At 67.9% G+C, this 18,558-nt stretch carries 16 protein-coding genes and 1 tRNA gene; 3 read left to right on the top strand and 14 right to left on the bottom strand.

Annotated elements, in window-relative coordinates; all coding sequences use genetic code 11:
- Nucleotides 1-89: 89 nt before the first annotated feature.
- The 11 genes from polA to ACWDV4_RS09205 all read right to left on the bottom strand — a co-directional run bounded on the left by polA (nucleotide 90) and on the right by ACWDV4_RS09205 (nucleotide 12,963).
- Nucleotides 90-2,951, bottom strand: coding sequence for a DNA polymerase I (polA, locus tag ACWDV4_RS09255; protein ID WP_449976129.1), 2,862 nt, complete (start codon nucleotides 2,949-2,951; stop codon nucleotides 90-92).
- Nucleotides 2,952-3,050: 99 nt separating this feature from the next.
- On the bottom strand, nucleotides 3,051-3,860 hold the full coding sequence (locus tag ACWDV4_RS09250; protein ID WP_449976127.1) for an amino acid ABC transporter ATP-binding protein: 810 nt from the start codon (nucleotides 3,858-3,860) through the stop codon (nucleotides 3,051-3,053).
- Nucleotides 3,857-4,843: an amino acid ABC transporter permease gene (locus ACWDV4_RS09245; protein ID WP_449976125.1), complete on the bottom strand. Its 987-nt coding sequence runs from the start codon at nucleotides 4,841-4,843 to the stop codon at nucleotides 3,857-3,859. Before ACWDV4_RS09245 ends, ACWDV4_RS09250 begins: the two co-directional genes overlap by 4 nt.
- Nucleotides 4,844-4,847: 4 nt before the next feature.
- The gene (locus tag ACWDV4_RS09240; protein ID WP_449976124.1) at nucleotides 4,848-5,756 is read right to left on the bottom strand and encodes an ABC transporter substrate-binding protein; all 909 of its coding nucleotides are present in this window, start codon (nucleotides 5,754-5,756) and stop codon (nucleotides 4,848-4,850) included.
- Nucleotides 5,757-5,788: 32 nt separating this feature from the next.
- Entirely contained in the window at nucleotides 5,789-6,499 is a 711-nt protein-coding gene (locus tag ACWDV4_RS09235) for an ABC transporter ATP-binding protein (protein WP_449976122.1), read from the bottom strand.
- Complete coding sequence (locus tag ACWDV4_RS09230; protein ID WP_449976280.1) at nucleotides 6,489-7,334, bottom strand: ABC transporter ATP-binding protein; 846 nt, start codon at nucleotides 7,332-7,334, stop codon at nucleotides 6,489-6,491. Before ACWDV4_RS09230 ends, ACWDV4_RS09235 begins: the two co-directional genes overlap by 11 nt.
- Before the next feature lie 79 nt (nucleotides 7,335-7,413).
- On the bottom strand, nucleotides 7,414-8,523 hold the full coding sequence (locus ACWDV4_RS09225; RefSeq protein WP_449976121.1) for a branched-chain amino acid ABC transporter permease: 1,110 nt from the start codon (nucleotides 8,521-8,523) through the stop codon (nucleotides 7,414-7,416).
- Entirely contained in the window at nucleotides 8,520-9,470 is a 951-nt protein-coding gene (locus ACWDV4_RS09220; RefSeq protein ID WP_449976119.1) for a branched-chain amino acid ABC transporter permease, read from the bottom strand. Before ACWDV4_RS09220 ends, ACWDV4_RS09225 begins: the two co-directional genes overlap by 4 nt.
- Before the next feature lie 107 nt (nucleotides 9,471-9,577).
- Nucleotides 9,578-10,729, bottom strand: a complete 1,152-nt coding sequence (locus ACWDV4_RS09215; RefSeq protein ID WP_449976118.1) for a branched-chain amino acid ABC transporter substrate-binding protein — start codon at nucleotides 10,727-10,729, stop codon at nucleotides 9,578-9,580.
- A 304-nt stretch (nucleotides 10,730-11,033) separates the two neighbouring features.
- Nucleotides 11,034-12,272, bottom strand: coding sequence for a hypothetical protein (locus tag ACWDV4_RS09210; protein WP_449976116.1), 1,239 nt, complete (start codon nucleotides 12,270-12,272; stop codon nucleotides 11,034-11,036).
- 58 nt (nucleotides 12,273-12,330) lie between these two features.
- Complete coding sequence (locus tag ACWDV4_RS09205; protein WP_449976115.1) at nucleotides 12,331-12,963, bottom strand: ANTAR domain-containing response regulator; 633 nt, start codon at nucleotides 12,961-12,963, stop codon at nucleotides 12,331-12,333.
- A gap of 96 nt (nucleotides 12,964-13,059) precedes the next feature.
- Here ACWDV4_RS09205 and ACWDV4_RS09200 point away from each other — a divergent pair.
- The 3 genes from ACWDV4_RS09200 to ACWDV4_RS09190 all read left to right on the top strand — a co-directional run bounded on the left by ACWDV4_RS09200 (nucleotide 13,060) and on the right by ACWDV4_RS09190 (nucleotide 15,451).
- A tRNA-Leu gene (locus tag ACWDV4_RS09200) sits at nucleotides 13,060-13,143 on the top strand.
- Nucleotides 13,144-13,175: 32 nt separating this feature from the next.
- Entirely contained in the window at nucleotides 13,176-13,916 is a 741-nt protein-coding gene (locus ACWDV4_RS09195; protein ID WP_449976113.1) for a transcriptional regulator, read from the top strand.
- 104 nt (nucleotides 13,917-14,020) lie between these two features.
- Nucleotides 14,021-15,451: a pyridoxal-dependent decarboxylase gene (locus tag ACWDV4_RS09190; RefSeq protein WP_449976112.1), complete on the top strand. Its 1,431-nt coding sequence runs from the start codon at nucleotides 14,021-14,023 to the stop codon at nucleotides 15,449-15,451.
- A 100-nt stretch (nucleotides 15,452-15,551) separates the two neighbouring features.
- Here ACWDV4_RS09190 and ACWDV4_RS09185 read toward each other — a convergent pair whose 3' ends face one another.
- From ACWDV4_RS09185 to pyk, 3 genes are read right to left on the bottom strand one after another with little or no spacing between them, the layout of a single operon-like run.
- Complete coding sequence (locus ACWDV4_RS09185) at nucleotides 15,552-16,037, bottom strand: RrF2 family transcriptional regulator (protein WP_449976110.1); 486 nt, start codon at nucleotides 16,035-16,037, stop codon at nucleotides 15,552-15,554.
- 23 nt (nucleotides 16,038-16,060) lie between these two features.
- Nucleotides 16,061-16,945 carry an acyl-CoA thioesterase gene (locus tag ACWDV4_RS09180; RefSeq protein ID WP_449976109.1) on the bottom strand — a complete coding sequence of 295 codons (885 nt, stop codon included), beginning with the start codon at nucleotides 16,943-16,945 and terminating at the stop codon, nucleotides 16,061-16,063.
- Nucleotides 16,942-18,390, bottom strand: coding sequence for a pyruvate kinase (pyk, locus tag ACWDV4_RS09175; protein WP_449976108.1), 1,449 nt, complete (start codon nucleotides 18,388-18,390; stop codon nucleotides 16,942-16,944). Before pyk ends, ACWDV4_RS09180 begins: the two co-directional genes overlap by 4 nt.
- Between the last annotated feature and the right edge of the window lie 168 nt (nucleotides 18,391-18,558).

The following is an 18,558-nucleotide window of genomic DNA, read 5'->3' as shown; positions in this document are numbered from 1 at the left end:
TATTGGAGGCACCGGCTGTTGGCGTACACCAGCCTCGGCTGCCGGTGACGAGATATCTCTCGCCACCGGCAGACTGCCCAACCGGCCGCTCAGTGGTCGGCGCTGTTCCAGTCCTGGCCCACGCCGACCGAGACCTCCAGCGGCACCGACAGCGGGTACGCCTCACCCATCTGCTGCCGGACCAACGCCTCCAGGGCGTCCCGTTCCCCGGGGGCCACCTCGAAGACCAGTTCGTCGTGCACCTGAAGCAGCATGCGCGAACGCAGGCCGGCATCGCGTAGTGCGCTGTCCACGTGCAGCATGGCCACCTTGATGATGTCCGCTGCCGATCCCTGGATCGGTGCGTTGAGCGCCATCCGCTCGGACATCTCCCGGCGCTGCCGGTTGTCGCTGACCAGGTCGGGCAGGTAACGGCGGCGACCCAGGATCGTCGAGGTGTAACCCTCGTGCACCGCCCGTTTCACCACCTCACGCAGGTAGTCGCGAACCCCACCGAAGCGGCTGAAGTATTCCTCCATCAGCCCTCGGGCCTCGTCCGGGGTGATGCCCAACTGCTGGGAGAGGCCGAAGGCGCTGAGTCCGTACGCCAGGCCGTAGTTCATCGCCTTGATCTTGCGGCGTTGGTCCGCGGTCACCTCGGCCACCGGCACACCGAACACGGAGGAGGCGGTGGCGGCATGGAAGTCGGCCCCGGAGTTGAACGCCTCGATCAGCGCCTCGTCGCCGGAGAGGTGCGCCATGATCCGCATCTCGATCTGGCTGTAGTCGGCGGTGAGCAGGGTCTCGTAGCCCGCGCTCACCACGAAGGCCCGGCGGATCCGTCGACCCTCCTCGGTACGGATCGGGATGTTCTGCAGGTTGGGATCGGTCGACGACAGCCGGCCGGTCGCCGCCACCGTCTGGTGGAAGGTGGTGTGGATGCGCCCGTCATCGGAGATCGACTTGAGGAGCCCGTCGACCGTCGACTTGAGTCGGGCGACGTCCCGGTGGCGCAACAGATGCGCCAGCACCGGATGCGGCTGCTGCGCGTAGAGCCACTGCAACGCGTCGGCGTCGGTGGTGTAACCCGTCTTGATCTTCTTGGTCTTCGGCAGGCCCAGCTCGGTGAAGAGAATTTCCTGCAACTGCTTGGGCGAGCCGAGGTTGAACTCCCGGCCGACCACCTCGTACGCGGACTGGGCAGCGGCCTTCACCTCCGCCGCGAAGTGCGCCTCCAGCTCGGACAGGTAGTCGGTGTCCGCAGCGATACCGACCCGTTCCATGCCGGCGAGCACCCGGACCAGGGGCAGCTCCACCTCGGTCATCAGCCGGGCGGAGAGCTCGGCCGAGGTCGCCGCCGGCGCCACGCCCTGCGGCTGTCCGTCTTCCGGCTGGTCGGACACCGGCTGCCTGTCCTGTGGCAGCCCGGCCGGCGGCACGCCCGCACCGCCCGTGGGACCACCGTCGCGGGCCAGCTCGGCGTCGATCGCGTCGGCGAGGTCGAGGGTGGCGCGGGCCCGGAGCATCAGATTCTGCTCGACCTCGCCGTCATTGCCGAACCCGTCGAGGGTGAGTTGGCCGCTCTCCGGCGCGTCGACCCGCAACTCCCGATGCAGATAGCGCAGAGCCAGGTCGGTCAGGTCGTAGGACCGCTGATCGGGCCGGGCCAGGTAGGCGGCGAGTGCGGTGTCGCGGACGACGCCGGCCAGGTCCCAGCCGTGGGCCGCAAAGGCCAGCAACGCCGGCTTGCTGTCGTGTAGCACCTTCGGCCGGTCCGCGTCGGCCAGCCAGCCGGCGACCGCTGTTTCGTCGGCGGGGTCGAGCTGGGCCGGATCGAACCAGCCGGCGGCACCACCGGCGGTGGCGATCGCCACGCCGGTCAGCGAGCCGGTGCCGCGCCCGAAGGTACCAGCGACCGCCACCCCGACGGGTGTACCGGCCGGTGCGTGGGTGGCCAGCCAGGCGGCGACCGTACCGGGGCGTAGCACCTCACCGGAGAGGTCGAACCCAGCCTCCGCCTCCGGCTCGACAGCCTCCAGGTACTGGTAGAGCCGGTCCCGCAGGATCCGGAACTGCAGCGTGTCGAAGACCTGGTGCACCGCCTCGCGATCCCACCCGGTCCAGCGGGCGTCATCGACCTGCAGCGGCAGCTCCAGGTCGGAGACCAGGCAGTTGAGATCGTAGTTGCGGATCACGTCGGAGAGCCGCTCCCGCAGGCTCTCCCCCGCCTTGCCCTTGATCTCGTCGGCTCGGGCGATCACGCCCTCGACACCGCCGTACTGACCAATCCACTTGGCCGCGGTCTTGGGGCCGACCCCGGGTACGCCCGGCAGGTTGTCGCTGGCCTCCCCCACCAGGGCGGCCAGATCGCGGTAGCGGTCCGGGCCGACCCCGTAGCGCGCGGTCACCGCCGCCGGGTCCATCCGGGCCAGGTCGGAGACGCCCTTGCGCGGGTAGAGCACGGTGATCCGGTCACCGACGAGTTGGAAGGCATCCCGGTCACCGGAGCTGATCAGCACCTCCATGCCGCTGTCGCGCCCCTGGCAGGCCAGTGTGGCGATCACGTCGTCAGCCTCGTAGCCCTCCTTCTCCACCACCGGGATCCGCAGCGCTTCAAGGACCTCCTTGACCAGGCTGACCTGCCCGACGAAGTCGGCCGGCGTCTCCGAGCGGCCAGCCTTGTATTCGGCATAGCGCTCGGTGCGGAACGAGCGGCGGGAGACGTCGAACGCCACGACGATGTGTGTTGGCTGCTCGTCGCGCAACACGTTGATCAGCATTGAGGTGAAGCCATAGACCGCGTTGGTCGGCTGCCCGGTGGTGGTGGAGAAGTTTTCCACTGGTAGGGCGAAGAACGCCCGGTAAGCCAGCGAATGTCCGTCAACGAGCAGCAGGCGCGGAGTCGAAGCTGTCACAGGATGTGACTCTAGTCCGCCCCACCGACAGGCTCTGATGCCGGCACGTGCCGGCATCGAAGCAGCCGGCAGAGAAGCTGGACCCAGCCGGCAGAAGACCTCGGACCAGCCCGCAGCGGATCTCGGCCCAGCCCGCAGCGGATCTCGGCTCAGCCGTCAGAGGACCTTGGCGAGGAAGGCCTTGGTCCGGTCGTGTCGCGGGTTGGCGAGCAATTCTCGCGGGCTCCCCGACTCGACCACCACCCCGTCGTCCATGAAGACCAGCGAGTCACCGACCTCCCGGGCGAAGCCGATCTCGTGGGTCACGACGATCATCGTCATCCCGTCCCGGGCCAGGTCCTTCATCACGTCCAGCACCTCACCCACCAGTTCCGGGTCCAGCGCGCTGGTCGGCTCGTCGAAGAGCATCAGCTTGGGTTCCATCGCCAATGCCCGGGCGATCGCCACCCGCTGCTGCTGACCGCCGGAGAGCTGACCGGGGTAACTGTTGAGTTTGTCGGCGAGGCCGACCCGGGTGAGCAGGGACTCGGCCCGTTCCTGGGCCGTTGCCCGATTCTCCCGACGGACCCGGATCGGCGCCTCGACGACGTTCTCCAGGACGGTCATGTGCGGGAACAGGTTGAACCGCTGGAACACCATGCCGATCGACCGGCGCTGCGCGGCCACCTCCTTCTCCCGCAGCTCGTGCAGCTTGCCGCCCCGCTCGCGGTAGCCGATCAGTTCACCGTCCACCCAGATCCGACCAGCGTTGATCTTCTCCAGGTGGTTGACGCAGCGTAGGAAGGTCGACTTGCCCGAGCCGGACGGCCCGAGCACACAGCACACCTCACCCGGCCGTACCGCCAGGTCGATCCCGCGCAGCACCTCCAGCGACCCGAAGGACTTGTGTACGTTGTCGGCCTGCACCATCAGACCGGCCTGCGCTGCCGGCGGGTCCGCCTGTGCCGCGACGATCGCTTCGGTCATCGCGCCGCCGTCCCTCCGATGGTCGATTTGGTGACTACGCTGGCGCGGCGGCGCGTGAAGCTGCCATGGTCGCTGCGCCCGTACCCCCGGGAGAAGTGCCGCTCCAGGAAGTACTGCCCCACCAGCAGGACGCTGGTCAGCAGCAGATACCAGAGGCAGGCCGAGACGTACATCGGAAAGATCTGGAACTCGCGCTTGCCGACCGCGTCAAGCTGGAAGAACAGTTCGACGGTCACCGGTACGTACAACAGCAGCGACGTGTCCTTGAGCATCGCGATGGTCTCGTTGCCGGTCGGCGGGATGATCACTCGCATCGCCTGCGGCAGCACCACCCGGCGCAGCACCTGCCCCCGGCTCATGCCCAGCGCGGAAGCCGCCTCGGACTGCCCCGGGTCGACCGACTGGATACCCGCCCGCACGATCTCCGCCATGTACGCCGCCTCGGAGAGCGCCAGCCCGAGCAGCCCGGCCATGAAACCGGTCAGCACGTCGCGGGAGTTGAAGCCGAAGAGCCGCAGTTCCAGGTTGTCGATGCCGAAGAGCTGCCCGAGCTGGGTGTCGAAGGGCACCCCGAACTCGATCCGACTCCAGAGGATGCCGAGGTTGCCGAAGACAGCCAGCAGCACCAGTCGGGGCACCGCCCGGAAGAACCAGGTGAAGAGCCACGAGACGGAACGCAGAATCGGGTTGGTCGACAGCCGCATCACCGCCACGACCACACCGAGGGTCACGCCGATCAGCATCGCGCTGATCGTCATGAGGATCGTGCCACGTAGCAGGCCCTCGATCACCGGCGGCCGGAACATGTTGTCGACGATGAACGGCCAGTTGAACTTCTCGTTGGTCACCAGCACGTGTACGAACATCGCGGCCAGTACGGCCAGCACGGCGACGGTCACCCAGCGGCCGGGATGCCGTACGGGCACGGCCTGGATCGGTGCTGGCCGTGCCCGTACGGGAAGTGCCTGTTCCTCGGTCGTCATCGCGTCACGGGTTGATCGCCGGATCGGTGATCGCGCCGTCGGCAACCTGCCACTTTTCGAGAATCTTCTGGTAGGTCCCGTCGGTGATCAGCGCCTTGGTGGCATCCCGGACCGCCTCGGCGAACGCCGTCTGGTCCTTGGCCACCACGATGCCGTACGGGGCCGCCTCGTACATCTTGTCGAGCAGTTCCAGCTGTCCCTCGGCCTTGGTGACGGCGTATACACCCACCGGGTAGTCGGCGAGCATGGCGTCGTCCTTTCCGGACACCACCGCTGCGGTAGCCGCATCCTGACCCGGGAACTGGTCGATGGTGATGGCCGGCTTACCCGCGTCGGTGCACGTCTTGGACCGGGCCGTGATGTCGTCGACCTGGATGGTGTCCTTCTGGACAGCGATCTTCTTGCCGCAGGCGTTGTCCAGGGTCACCCCGGCCGGGTTGCCCTTCTTGGTCACCCACTGGGTGCCGACCTGGTAGTAGCTGACCATGTTGGCCTGGCCCTTGCGCTCGTCGTTGATGGTGAACGACGAGACGCCGACCTCGTACTTGCCGGAGCCAACCCCCGTGATGATGTCGCCGAAGGGGGCGGGAACGAACTCCGCCTTGAGGCCGAGCTTGGCGGCGACGGCGGTGAAGAGTTCGGCGTCGAACCCGATCACCGTCTTGCCGTCGGTGTCCAGGAACTCGGCGGGCGGATAGGTCGCGTCCGTCCCCACGACGATCTTCCCGTCCGCCTTGATCGCGTCCGGTACCTTCGCCGCCAGTGCCGAGTCGGCCGCCGCCGTCACCGTCGGACCAGCGCCCGGCTGGTCCGACTCCTCCTTCTCGCCGCAGGCGGCGAGGGAGACGGTGAGCAGCGCCGCGCCGGCCAGACCGAGCACGGCCCGGCGACCGCGTTGGCTGGATCTGATCATGCGTTCCTCCCCATAGATAGGCCGGTGGCCGGCTAGGCCACCCCCAGGTACGCCTCTTTGACCGCGTCGTCGTGCAACAACTCCGTACCGGTGCCGCTCTTGACGATCCGGCCGGTCTCCAGCACGTACGCCCGATGCGCCAGGGAGAGCGCCTGCTGGGCGTTCTGCTCCACCAGCAGAACCGTGGTGCCCTGCTGATTGATCTCCTTGATGATCGAGAAGATCTGCTGGATCAGCATCGGAGCGAGCCCCATCGACGGTTCGTCGAGCAGCAACAGCTTCGGGCGGCTCATCAGCGCCCGCCCCACGGCCAGCATCTGCTGCTCGCCGCCGGAGAGGGTGCCGCCGGGCTGCTTACGCCGCTCAGCCAACCGGGGAAACAACTCCAACACCCGAGCCCGGTCCTTGGCTATCTCCGCACGATCCCGCCGGGTGTAGGCCCCCATGTCGAGGTTCTCCATCACCGTCATGCCGGGAAAGACACCCCGGCCCTCCGGAGCCTGGCTGAGTCCCCGGCGTACCCGCAGGTCGGCCCGGAGCTTGGTGATGTCCTCGCCGGCGAACCGAATGCTGCCGGAGGCGATCGGTCGGATACCGGAAATGGCTCGCATCGTGGTGCTCTTGCCAGCCCCGTTGGCACCGATCAGGGCCACGATCTCGCCCTCGTCCACGGTCAGGCTGATGCCGTGCAACGCCTGGATCCGCCCATAGAGCAGGCTGACCTCGTCGATCTCAAGCAGCATCGTCCGGCACCCCCAGGTACGCCGCGATCACCCGATGGTCCTCCCGCACCTCGGCGGGAAGCCCTTCAGCGATCTTCTTTCCGAATTCCAGCACCACGATCCGGTCGGTCACGCCCATCACCAGTCGCATGTCGTGCTCGATGAGCAGGATGGTCACGCCGGTATCCCGGATCCGCCGGATCAGTTGCAGCAGGTCTTCCTTCTCGGCCGGGTTGAACCCGGCCGCCGGCTCATCCAGGCAGAGCAACGCCGGGTCGGTTGCCAACGCCCGGGCGATCTCCAACCGTCGTTGTTCGCCGTAGGACAGGTTGCGGGCGTACTCGTGGATCCGGTGCCGGATACCGACGAACTCCAGCAGACGCTCGGCCTTCTCCCGGCCCTCGCGCTCCTCCCGCCAGTGTCGGGGTAGCCGGAACAGGGCTGATATCACGCTGGTCTTGTGGTGTGCGTCAGCACCGACCTGGACGTTCTCCAGCGCGGTCATCTCGGGAAAGAGCCGGATGTTCTGGAACGTACGCGCCATACCCAGTTTGGTGATCTGGTGGCGCTTCTTGCCGGTGATCCGCTGCCCCTTGAACCGGATTTCACCCTCGGTTGGCTGATAGATCCCCGTCATCGCGTTGAAACAGGTGGTCTTACCGGCCCCATTCGGACCGATGAGGCCGAGAATCTCGCCCTTGTAGAGGGTGAAGTCCACGTTGTCCAAAGCGACCACGCCACCGAAGCGCAGGGTGACGTTGTCCACCTCCAGCAGTGGTTCACGGCCGGGCGACGTCTGCTCAGCAACGGGCGACGTCTGCTCGACGGATGCTGCCGTCTGCTCGGCAGCAGGCATTGCCGGCTCAGCGGACGTTGCCACCTGCTCGGCGGCGGGTGCCGACCCCTGGGCGGGCACACTCGACTTCGGTGCGGTCTCACCCACCGACGGTCACCTCCTTGCGACGGTCCTTGAACTCCGCCGCGCGTCGTCGGTTGGGGATCAGGCCCTCCGGCCTGAAGATCATCATGACCACTAGCACCAGGCCAAAGAAGAGGAAGCGGTACTCGTACAGCTCCACACCGAACAACTCGATGCCCCGGAACCGCTCGATCATGTACGCGACCAGACCACCACCAACGATGGCACCGACGATGTTGCCGGACCCACCGAAAATGACAGCGGCCAGAATAATGATCGAATTGAGCAGCTCGAAGTTCTGGGAGTTGACGAAGTTCTGCTTGCCCGCGAAGAGCGCGCCGGCCAGCCCACCGATCGCCGCCCCCGCCGCGAAGGCCCAGAGCTTGAACTTGAAGGTCGGCACGCCCATCAGTTGCGCGGCGTCCTCGTCCTCCCGGATCGACACCCAGGCCCGGCCTACCCGGCTGCGAGTGAGGTTCCGGACTCCGATCACCACCAGGATGATCAGCGTCAGCACCAGCCAGTAGTAGGGCCGGGCGTCGAGCACGCCGAAGACTGGGCGGCCGTCGTCGTAGCTGCCGGGCGGGTGGGGAATCTGGTTGAATCCGCGCTGCCCCTTGAGGAACTCCGAGCTTGTCGCCGCGATCCGGATCATCTCGGCGAAGCCGAGTGTGACGATTGCCAGATAGTCACCGCGCAGCCGCAGGGTCGGCATGCCGAGCAGCACCCCGGAGATCAGGGTGATGCCGATCGCCACCGGCACCACTGCCAGCCATGGCCACAGCGTCTTCAGGTCGCTGCTCGGTGAGGTCAACACCGCAACGCTGTACGCGCCGACCGCGAAGAACCCGAAGTAGCCCAGATCCAGCAGACCGGCGAACCCGACGACGATGTTCAGCCCGATAGCGAGCAGAACGTAAATCGAGACGGTGAACAACACCTGGGTGAAGTTCGAGCCGGTCGTCGGGATCGGACCGAGGTACTGGTAGAACTCCTTGTTCGGCAGGGCGTAGAAGAAGACGATCACCGCCGCCAACAGCGCCCAGCGCACCCATCGGGGCGCACCCCGCCAACGCTCGCCCATGGCCTCCCGGCCGGCGCGTACCTTTTCCACGACGCTGGTCATGCCCGTGCCCTCCCCAGTGACTCCCCGAGCAGACCGGTCGGCCGGAACATCAGCAATGCCACCAGCACCACGAACGCGGCGAAGTCCTTCCATTCCGATCCCAACAGGCCGGACGCGTAGTTCTCCACCAAGCCGAGCAGCAGACCACCGAGCAATGCGCCGCGCAGATTGCCGATTCCGCCGAGCACCGCGGCGGTGAACGCCTTGAGCCCCAGCATGAAGCCGACGCTGTAGGTCAGCGTGCCGATCTTGACGTTGTAGAGCAGACCAGCGACGCCGGCCATCGCACCGCCGGCGATGAAGACGATCATGATGATCCGGTCCTTGTTGACCCCCATCAACGCTGCGGTGTTCGGGTCCTGGGCCACCGCCCGAATACCCCGGCCGACCCGACTGCGGTTGATGAAGAAGTCGAGCGCGAACATCATCGCCAGTGCCGAGCCGACGGTCAGCAACTGCACCGCGTCGATCGGCACCCCCGCGATGGTGAACAGTGGGTCGGTCTTGACCAGCGTCGGCAGCCCCTGCGGCAACCGTCGGGTGTAGATACCGAAGGCTTCGGCGATGGCAATCGACGCGCCGATCGCCGTGATCAGGAAGGCCAACGGCGGGGCGTTGCGGTTACGCAACGGACGGTACGCCACCCGCTCGATCACGGTCGCGGTGAAGGCGGAGGTCAACGCGGCGACCAACATGCCCGCCAGCAGGTAAAGCAGGATCGCACCGATGCCGGAGACGACCGAGTCCTGGTCCAGACCGAACGCGGTCCACGTCCACAGCGCCCCGAAGGCACCGGCGATGAAGACCTCGGAGTGGGCGAAGTTGATGAGTCTCAGCACGCCGTAGACCAGCGTGTAGCCCAGCGCGACCAGGGCATAGATAGCTCCCTGGGTCAGGCCGGTGGTGGTGAGCTCTCCGAAGTTCGAGAGCAGTCCGTCGAGGTTCAAGGTAGGAGCGCCCCATCAGGTTGGAGATAAAACTCGGGTGCGGCCGGGAGCGATCTCCCGGCCGCACCCGCGATCACATCTGCGTTCGCCGGCAGGCGAACCTGCACTCAGACCTTGGGGATCTCCTGGTCCGGTACGACCTTGCCACCCTGGACCTTGTACGCCCAGACCTTCACCTGGGCCGGGTCCAGCTCGCCGGTCTCGGTGAACTTGTAGGTGGCGGCGATCCCCTCACCGCTGTAGCCCTTCACGAACTCCAGCATGTCCGCGCGGGTGCTCTTACCGGCCTTGATACCCGCCAGCAGGATGTTCGCCGCGTCGTACGCGGTGTCGCTGTAGGTACCCGGGTCGGTGCCGTTCAGCTTCTTGTACTCCTCGACGAAGGTGCCCCGGGCCTGGGTAGCCGGCGCGCAGGGGCAGGTGAGGATGGTGCCCTCCGCGGCGGCCTGACCGGCTGAGGTGATGTACGCAGCGTCGTTCACGCCGTCACCGGCGACGAGCGGAGCGGTCACCCCGGCGGCGCTGAGCTGCTTACGGATGAGGCCCGCTTCCTGGTAGTAGCCACCGTAGAAGATCGCGCCCACTCCGGCGCTCTTCACCTTGGTGACCGCTGCGGAGAAGTCGACCTGCTTCCCCTCGCCCTGCACCTTGTCGGAGCCGACGACGGCAGCACCGAGCACCTTCTTGACCTCGTCGGCCAGCCCAGCACCGTAGGCGGACTGGTCGTCGATGACGTAGACCTTCTCCGCCTTCAGCACGTTCTTGATGTAGTTGCCGGCCGCCGGGCCCTGACTCAGGTCGTTGCCGACTGCCCGGAAGAACGTCTTCCACTTCTGCTCAGCCAGGCTGGGTCGGGTCGCGGAGGCGGTGATGTGCACCAGGCCAGCCTCGGCGAAGAGGGGGTTGGCGGCCTCCGACTCACCGGAGTAGGCCGGGCCGACGATGCCGAGGATCTTCGTGTCGTCGATCGCCTTCTGGGCCAGGCCGGGAGCCTGGTCCGGGCTGCCCTGCGAGTCCAACTGCACCAGTTCGACCTTGCAGTCCGCGTTCTGCTTGTTGTACTGGTCGACGGCGAGTTTGACGCCGTTGTTCTCGTTGATGCCCAGCGCGGCCGAGCTACCCGTCAACGCGCCGAAGAAGGCGATCTTGTTGCCGCACGCGCTGGCCTCGCCCTCGTCACCTCCACCGCACGCCGTTGCACCCGCGACGACAGCCAGCATGGCGACGCCGCCCAGCAAGCGCGAGAACTTCTGCCTCAAGGCCCGAACCTCCTATCGTCCAATGGTCCGAACCACCCGTTGCGGGTTGGCCCTTGCGGGGGCGGACGAACCAGACCGTCGTCGCGGTCTGGGGCCGGACGCTATCCCACCTCCCATCCATGCCGATAGACCTCGGCGACGGCATTGACCTAACCGTTACACGCCTCAGCTGATCGACCCAGGCCGCTGTAAGAGGCCACCCCTGGATCACCCATCACCAGCCGCGCGCTGCGGTAACGACCAGAATGGACAATGGTCCTAACTGTTTGATATCACATGTAAGGACCGCCCATGTGAGCGATCCTCACCGATCAAATACTGACGCGGACGTACACCAGAGGTCGGCACCACCGCCGTCATCCACCGTGACCAGTAATTGATCCCCGACAGCGACCGCTCCGACGCCCGAGTCGCCACCGGCTGACACCGCCGCCACCGGCTCCACAATCCGCCGCCACGACCGACCACGATCGGTCGACCCCCACAGCTCGTACGTCGTACCGTTCGACACCGCCACCACGAGCCGACCCCCGGCGACCGTGACACCGCGTACCGAGGGCAGACCGGAACCGCCGACGGACCCGAACCGGCCCGCCGCCACCCACCCACGCCCGTCGTCGTACCAGGCACCGAAACCGTCGGTCCGGGTGCCGAGCGCGACCGGGACGCCGTGGACGACCGCGACCCGCTGCAACATGGCACCATCCCCGAAGTCCGGTACGGCCAGCCGCCGCCACGACCGACCATCGGCCGAGAGCCAGACGAGCGGCTGCGAGTCGATCCGCCCAGCGGGCGTCAGGCCGCCGACGACCAGCCAGCCTCCGGCGGTAGCGACAGCGTCGAACGCCATCGTGCGGCCACGCTCGTCACTGGTCAGGTCTGAGGCACCATCGACGAGGTCGAACCCAGCCGCGTCCAATGCCGAGGTGCCCGCCTGGGGAGAACCACGCGACACCCAGGTCGCCGCCCCGCGTGTTCGGTTACCCACGATCAGCCAGCCGGCCGGTCCGCCCGCGATCCGGGACACGCCCACCGCCTCCGGCCCGCCGTACAGTTCGAAGGCGGCCGGCACCTCTACGAGCCGGTCCTCACCGACCTGACGCCAGGTACTGACCCGGGGATTGCCGTGCGCGCCGCCGCTCTTCGCCCCGATCGCGGCCAGCCGACCGGCCCGACAGCCGGCCGCGTACAGCACGTTCTGTCTGCCGTAGAAGGACGACCCCGTCACGGTCAACGGGGTCCAGTTCTGCGCGTCCGGACTCGTCCAGGCCGCCGGACGGGTGGCTCCGTCGGCGGCGCGCATCGCCCCGACCACGAACCACCGACCGGCGCAAGCGGTCGCGTCGCGCAGCACCACCCGGCCGGGGATTCCGTCCGACGCCGGCAGCGACACCGGCCGCCAATCCGGCCGGATCGGCTCGGCGAGCATCGCGGGGTCGGGGCTACCGGCACCCGGATCCGAGGTACGGCCTGCCGGTCGACAACCGCCAACCGACACCACGAGGACGCCGACCAGCACGACGGTGGACCACAGTCGCCCCATGCCGGCGATCCTATCGACCCCGGGCGATACGCGTCGGGATCGCCCGTGGTCGGGCGGATCAGCCCGTGGTCGTCGTACCCTCGCCGACCGGCGAATCGCCGACGCCCTCGGCAAGGATCCGCTCGGCGACCTCCCGCATCGTCATCCGGTGGTCCATCGCGGTGCGCTGGATCCACTTGAACGCCTGCGGCTCGGTCATCCCGTACGTCGTCATCAACGCGCCCTTGGCGCGTTCGACGGTCTTGCGGACCTCCAGCCGGTCGGTCAGCCCGGCCACCTCGGCCTCCAGTGCCGAGACCTCGGAGTAGCGGGAGATCGCGATCTCGATCGCCGGCACCAGGTCACTCTTCTGGAAGGGCTTGACCAGGTACGCCATCGCACCGGCTGCCCGGGCCCGCTCGACCAGGTCCCGCTGACTGAACGCGGTGAGGATGATCACCGGGGCGATCCGGGCACCGGCGATCCGCTCGGCCGCGGCGAGACCGTCCATGATCGGCATCTTGATGTCGAGGATCACCAGATCCGGCTTGGTTTCCTCGGCGAGGCGTACCGCGGTTTCGCCGTCACCGGCCTCACCGACCACGTCGTAACCCTCTTCGACCAGCATCTCGGCAAGATCCAGTCGGATCAGCGCCTCGTCCTCGGCGATCAGCACCCGCCTGCGCTCGCCACCCGCCTGCGTCTCAGCCACGAACCCCTACCCCCACCGTCATCCGAACTGCCACCACCTGATGCTGCCGCATGAGCCTAGTCGGGTACAGTGATCCCCAGCCGCCGGGATGGCGGAGCCGGGATGATGGAATCGGCAGACATGAATGCCTCAAAAGCATTTGCCCGAAAGGGCGTGCGGGTTCGAGTCCCGCTCCCGGCACAACTGTCATAGCGCGGTCCGAGAATAGGCGGATGCATCCGCCTGAGCTTCGTGTCTGGGCTCGTCAACAGTTCCTCACGGGCGACACCGTCGCCGAGGTCACCCGCAAGGTCGGGGTGCCCTACCACACGGTGTGGGACTGGTGCCGTGGCCCTGAACCAGCAAACCAGGGAACTCTCCTACGCTGCTTCCGCTGCCTTCCGAACCTGTCTGTCGACCTACCGTCCTACACCTATCTGCTCGGGCTCTACCTCGGCGATGGTTACCTGGTCACCTCGGCACGCGTGCCAGTACTTCGGATCGCCTGCGCAAACGACTGGCCCGGCCTGATCGAAGCATGTGACGCCGCCATGCGCGCGGTGTTGGCTAGCAGCGTGCAACGGGTACAGAAGCAGGGGTGCGTCAGTGTGCAGAGCTACGGGAAGCACTGGCCCTGCCTGCTACCCCAACACGGCCCAGGCAAGAAGCACGACCGACCGATCGTGCTGGCCGACTGGCAGCGGGAGATCATCACCGCCCACCCGGGCCACTTCCTGCGTGGCCTCTTCCACTCCGATGGCTGTCGGATCGCCAACTCGGTACGTGTGGGAGGTAGGCAATACGTCTATCCCCGCTATCTGTTTGTCAACCGGTCCGCCGACATCATCCGGCTGTGCCAGTGGGCGCTGGACCTGCTGGGCATCCAATGGCGGATGAACCGGCCCGATTCGCTCTCCGTCGCCCGACGGTCCGCCGTTGCCGCTCTAGACCGTCACGTCGGCCCCAAAAGCTGACCCTCCCAGGCGGGCTCGCCACGTCCGTACTACGGACGCCCATCCACCTCGCCATGCGGGCGGCGGAGCTTGCTCTCGGCCGGATTCCTTGATCCGCTTGGCCCATGGCAGCGCACATGGACGCCGAGGAGTTCCGGCGGCAGGGTCATGCGGTGGTGGACTGGATCGCCGACTACTGGTCCGGCCTACGGGACCGGCCGGTCACCCCGCAGGATCCGCCCGGTACGGTCGCCGCCCGGCTACCGGCTGCCCCGCCCGAGCAGGGCGAGGACTTCGCGCGGATCCTGGCCGACCTGGACACCGTGATCACCCCCGGATTGACCCACTGGCAGCATCCCGGATTCTTCGGCTACTTCCCGGCGAACACCTCCGGACCGAGCGTGCTCGGCGACCTGGTCAGCGCGGGACTCGGAGTGCAGGGCATGCTGTGGGCCACCGGACCGGCCTGCACCGAGGTCGAGACGGTGATGCTGGACTGGTTGGCGCAACTGCTCGACCTGCCGGCCCGGTTCCACTCCACGGGCAGCGGTGGCGGCGTGATCCAGGACTCCGCCTCCTCGGCCACCCTGGTCGCAACCCTCGCCGCGCTGCACCGCGCCGGCGGAGGCGATTGGCGGACCCAGGGTGTGACCCGCCGCTACCGGATCTACACCTCCACCCAGGGGCATTCCTCGATCGAGAAGGCGGCCCGGATCGCTGGCCTGGGCGACGAGGGAGTCCGAGCGGTGGAGGTGGACGAGCAGCTGGCCATGGATCCGGTGGCGCTGCGAACGGCGATCGAGGCGGACCGGGCCGCCGGGGTCGTACCGGCGCTGGTGGTGGCCACCATCGGCACCACCTCCACCACCGCCATCGACCCGCTGCCCGCGATCGGCCAGATCTGCCAGGAGTACGGCATCTGGCTGCACGTGGACGCCGCGTACGCGGGGGCGGCGGCGGTCTGCCCGGAGCTGCGCCACACCCACGCCGGCCTGGAGTACGCCGATTCGTACTGCTTCGATCCGCACAAGTGGCTGCTCACCGGATTCGACTGCGACGCGTTCTGGGTGGCGGACCGGGCGGAGTTGATCGAGGCGCTGAGCGTGCTGCCCGAATACCTACGCAACGCGGCGACCGAGTCGGGCGCGGTGCTCGACTACCGGGACTGGCAGGTGCCACTCGGCCGCCGATTCCGGGCGCTCAAGCTGTGGTTCGTGCTGCGCTCGTACGGCGTCGAGGGGCTGCGCGCACACATCCGCGCGGGCGTGGAGTTGGCTGCCTGGTTCGCCGAGCAGGTACGTGCCGACGAGCGCTTCGAACTGGTCGCCCCGCACCCGTTCTCGCTGGTCTGCTTCCGGCTCCGGGCCGGGGACAAGCCCAGTGCCGAGTTGCTGGCCCGGGTGAACGCCACCGGCCGGGTCTACCTGACGCACACCCGGGTCGCCGGCCGCTACACCCTGCGCCTGGCGATCGGATCACCGCTGACCAGGAAAGAGGACGTGGTTGACGCCTGGCGGCTGCTCTCCGATCTGGCCGATTCCGCCGAAGTCGGCTGAAGTCGGCTGAACCGATCACCTCGCCAGATCCAGCCAGCCGGGACGGTAGTCGGGGTGGTACAGCCGGGGCGGTAGCCGGGTCAGGTCCGGGCTGCCCGGCTCAGATCCACGCGGCCGGATCGGCTGCCAGCTTGCGTACCCGGTCGGGAAGCTGGCCGCTGGCCACGTCGGCGATGGTGACCAGCTCCAGGATCTCCCGCTCGCTGGCCCGCAGCGCGATCCAGACCTCCTGCAACGCACGGGCCGCGCCCTGGTAGCCAAGGTCCTCGGGACGCTGGCCGCGTACGTGCGACAGTGGGCCGTCCACCACCCGGATCACCTCGGCGAGCGAGATTTCGGACGCGGGACGGGTCAGCCAGTAGCCGCCCTCCGGCCCCCGCTGCGCGTGCACCACACCGCCCCGGCGCAGTTGCAGCAGGATGCTCTCCAGGAACTTCGGCGGAATGTCCTGGGCGCGGGCGATCTGCTCGGCGGTCACCGGGCTCGGCCGGCGGCCCGGATCGGTGTCGTCGGCGTTCCGTCCGGCCACTACGGCAAGTTCGACAATGGCACGTAACGCGTAGTCGACCCGGGCGGAAAGGCGCATGCCGGAGAGACTAACCGACGTGGTCAGCCGCCTACTCGGCGCAGCAGCCCCTCCTGAACGGCGCTGGCGATGTGCCGCCCGTCGGCGGTCAGCATCCGACCGGTGGCCAGCCCTCGGGACCCGGATGCCGACGGGCTCCAGCAGTCGTAGAGGAACCACTCGTCGGCCCGGAACGGACGGTGGAACCACAGCGCGTGGTCCAGGCTCGCGCCGACCACCCCGCCGGGCCCCCACACCTCGCCGTGCATCGACAGCACCGAGTCCAGCAGCGTCAGGTCCGAGGCGTACGTCAGCGCGCAGGCGTGCAGCAGCGGATCGTCGGGCAGCTTGCCGTCGATACGCATCCACACCCGTTGGTTCGGTTCGGCGGGGCGGTCACCGGGGCGTACCCAGCCCGGCTCGCCGACGTAGCGCACATCGATCGGGCGGGGAATGATCGACCAGATGCCCAGCCGCTCCGGGTAGCGCCCCAGCCGGTCGACCATGGTCGGCACCTCGTCCGGGCCGGGTACGTCGAGCGGGGCCGGCCCGTGATGGTCCAGCCCCTCCTCCGGCACCTGGAACGAGGCCGACATGAAGAAGATCGGCTTGTCGTGTTGCCGGGCGACCGCCCGGCGTACCGAGAAGGAGCGCCCGTCGCGGATGTTCTCCACGTCGTAGGCGATCGGCTCGGTCGGGTCGCCAGGGCGGACGAAGTAGCCGTGCAGCGAGTGGACCAGCCGCTGCGGGTCGACGGTACGGCCGGCGGCCACCAGGGCCTGCCCGGCGACCTGCCCCCCGAACACCCGTTGCGGGCTTACCGAGGGGTTCACCCCTCGGAACGACATCTCACCGGTCTGGTCCAGGTCCAACACGTGCAGTAGTTCGTCGACCGCCGCCTGACCGGCGAGGACGCCTGACTCGCTCACGGGACCACCCGGGTCGCGGTGGAACCGTTCAACGAGCCGAGCTGGTGCACCCGCAGCGTGTTGGTGGAGCCGGGCGTGCCGGGCGGGCTGCCGGCCACGATCACCACGTGGTCGCCCGGGTTGGCCCAGTCGAGGCCGAGTAGGGCCTGGTCGACCTGGCGGAACATGTCGTCGGTGTGCTGCACGAAGGGCATGAGGAAGGTCTTCACCCCCCAGGAGAGCGCGAGCTGGCTGCGTACCTCGGGCACCGGGGTGAAGGCCAGCAGCGGCAGGTCGCAGTGCAGCCGGGAGAGTCGCCGTACGGTGTCCCCGGTCTGGGAGAAGGCGACCATCGCCTTGGCCCCGATCGCGCGGGCGATCTGGGAGGCGGCGATGGTGAGCGCGCCACCGTGCGTACGGGGGTCGTGCTGGAGCCGGGGCACCCCGATCGAGCCTGACTCGGTGGTCTTCACGATCTTGGCCATGGTGTCGACGGTGAGGATCGGATAGCGCCCCACGCTGGTCTCACCGGAGAGCATCACCGCGTCCGCACCGTCCAGCACCGCGTTGGCGACGTCGGAGGCCTCGGCCCGGGTCGGCCGGGAACTCTCGATCATCGAGTCGAGCATCTGGGTGGCGACGATGACCGGTTTGGCGTTCTCCCGGCACAGCTGCACGGCACGCTTCTGCACCAGCGGGACCTGTTCCAGCGGCAGCTCGACGCCGAGGTCACCCCGGGCGACCATGACCCCGTCAAAGGCGGCGACAATCGCCTCCAGGTGGATCACCGCCTCCGGCTTCTCGACCTTGGCCAGCACCGGCCGTTGTACGCCGACCTCCTGCATGATCGCCTGCACGAGCTTGATGTCCTCGGGCGACCGGACGAACGAGAGCGCCACCAGGTCCACCCCGAGATTGAGGGCGAACCGCAGGTCCTCGGCGTCTTTGTCGGAGAGCGCGGGCACGCTGACCGCGATGTTGGGCAGCGAGACGCCCTTGTTGTTGGAGACCGGACCGCCCTCGGTCACCAGGCAGCGGATGTCGTTGCCGTTGACCGCGCTCACCTCGATGGCCACCCGACCGTCGTCGATCAGGAGTCGATCGCCGGGCTGGACCTCCTGCGGCAGCTTCCGGTAGGTGCAGGAGACCCGGTCCTTGGTGCCGAGAATGTCGTCACCGGTGATCACGACGGAGTCGCCGGTACGCCACTCGTGCGGCCCGTCGGCGAATCGGCCCAGTCGGATCTTGGGCCCCTGGAGGTCGGCGAGGATGGCGACTGCTCGCCCGGCCCGCTCGGCGGCCTGCCGTACGAGGTGGTAGACCTGCTCGTGATCGGCGTGGCTGCCGTGGCTGAAGTTGAGCCGGGCCACGTCCATGCCGGCCTCTACCAGTCCCCGGATCCGTTCCGGCGACGAGGTGGCGGGGCCAAGAGTGCAGACAATCTTCGCGCGGCGTGTCACGCCCATCAGGCTAGTCTCTCTCTCGGATCGACCAACCGGCCGACCCTGTCGGATTCCGGAACACTTTGTTCGAACATCGCGCTAACCGTGGATGACCAGCAGGTGCGGCCGCGGATCTCGCGCGGATCGGCACGTCAGAGGTATGGGGCGGGCATCAGCGACCGCAGCGCCGAA

It is taken from the genome of Micromonospora sp. NPDC003197 (genome assembly GCF_053590565.1).
The sequence above is the reverse complement of the archived record's forward strand: the minus strand, read 5'-3'. Positions and strand labels throughout refer to the sequence as shown.